Annotated in this window: 1 protein-coding gene and 1 tRNA gene; one reads left to right on the top strand and one right to left on the bottom strand. The window is 67.2% G+C overall.

All coding sequences use genetic code 11. From position 1 onward, the window contains the following. The first annotated feature begins 84 nt into the window (after positions 1 to 84). Positions 85 to 160, top strand: a tRNA-Ala gene (locus G7A99_RS16290). Positions 161 to 935: 775 nt separating this feature from the next. Here G7A99_RS16290 and G7A99_RS16285 read toward each other — a convergent pair. Continuing rightward, positions 936 to 1,241: SPOR domain-containing protein (locus G7A99_RS16285; RefSeq protein WP_205599880.1), on the bottom strand; the 306-nt coding region annotated here is incomplete at its 5' end.

Raw genomic sequence — 1,241 nt, 5'->3', positions numbered from 1 at the left:
GTGGATCGCGGAGAATGTGGTCGATCAGCCCCAGGAGGGTTGACGACCCCCGGGCCGGTCGATAGGATACGCACTCCAACGCACGGGGCCATAGCTCAGCTGGGAGAGCGCCTGCATGGCATGCAGGAGGTCGGCGGTTCGATCCCGCCTGGCTCCACCAAACAAAACCGGTGGTTACGCCCTGAACCTCAGGGCGTTTCTACTTTAAGACGGGCGGATCCTCGGATCCGCCCGTTTTGTTTTGGACCTCCGGAATCATTACCTTTCCCCTTCATTCAGGATGGCGAGGCAGCGGGCCGTCATGGTGCCCGGGACGGTGTATCCGGCGGGGTCGTGCACGGCGGTTCAGGCCGCGTGCGACGTTTCCCGTAAACCGCTCGGCGGGGTCGCGCGCCTTCAGCGCCCGACCCGCGGGGGTGGCCGGTAAGGCCGTTACATGAAGTCGGTTGCCTGCGGGCAATCGGCCTGCTCGTGATCCCGACGTTCAGGTAGGGACTGTCTCGCGGATCAGGCGATTTGCGGAGTATAGAGGGTCTGTCCCTGATGACGCCGGAACATATGTGGACGGGCTTGCGCATGGCCGCCCCAACGCGGCCATGCTGGCTTCGCCCCGCCTGCGTAGACGCTGGAGGAACGCGCGGACATCAGGGTTATAAGTCCGGCCGCTCAAGGCAGTCGACGTCGCCCGCGCACGCGGGACGGGATGTTGGCTGCCAGGAGCAGTCAACCTACCGCACCGGCCCCTTCACGGGCACGGGGTTTACAAGACCCGTCGGCCACGGGAGAACCCCTCTCCCGGCCCTTCTCCCGCAGGGGGAGAGGGGCGTGGCACGTCCGTGGGTCGGTTGCCCCTGGCAACCGATCTGCCCGTGGCTGCGAAGCACGGTAGGCCGTGCGCGACGTCCCTGTCTGGTCATGGCGTCCGTCGTGGGCGCTCAGTTGCGCACTGACGAGAAGCGCCGGGGATAGACGTTGTCGGCCCCGATGCTTGCGGGGACGTCCCGCATCGCCGCCGATCGGGAAGGGTAGTCGCCGAGCAGTACGAGATGCCACGTGCCGTTGTCGCCGCTCACCGTGACCACCCGGGCCGAGTCGCGGACCTCCGGGTGGGCGTCCAGGAAGTTCGCGGTGGTCTGCTTCTTCCGTCCGGCGATGAGCTGCAGCGTGTAGCGTCCGCCGTCGCGGCTGGCCAGCCAGTCCTCGCCTGTCCGGGGCTGCTCGGCGGGTGCCTCCTCGTCAGG

It is taken from the genome of Arhodomonas sp. KWT (genome assembly GCF_010993615.1).
This window is presented reverse-complemented; position numbering and strand designations above follow the sequence as displayed.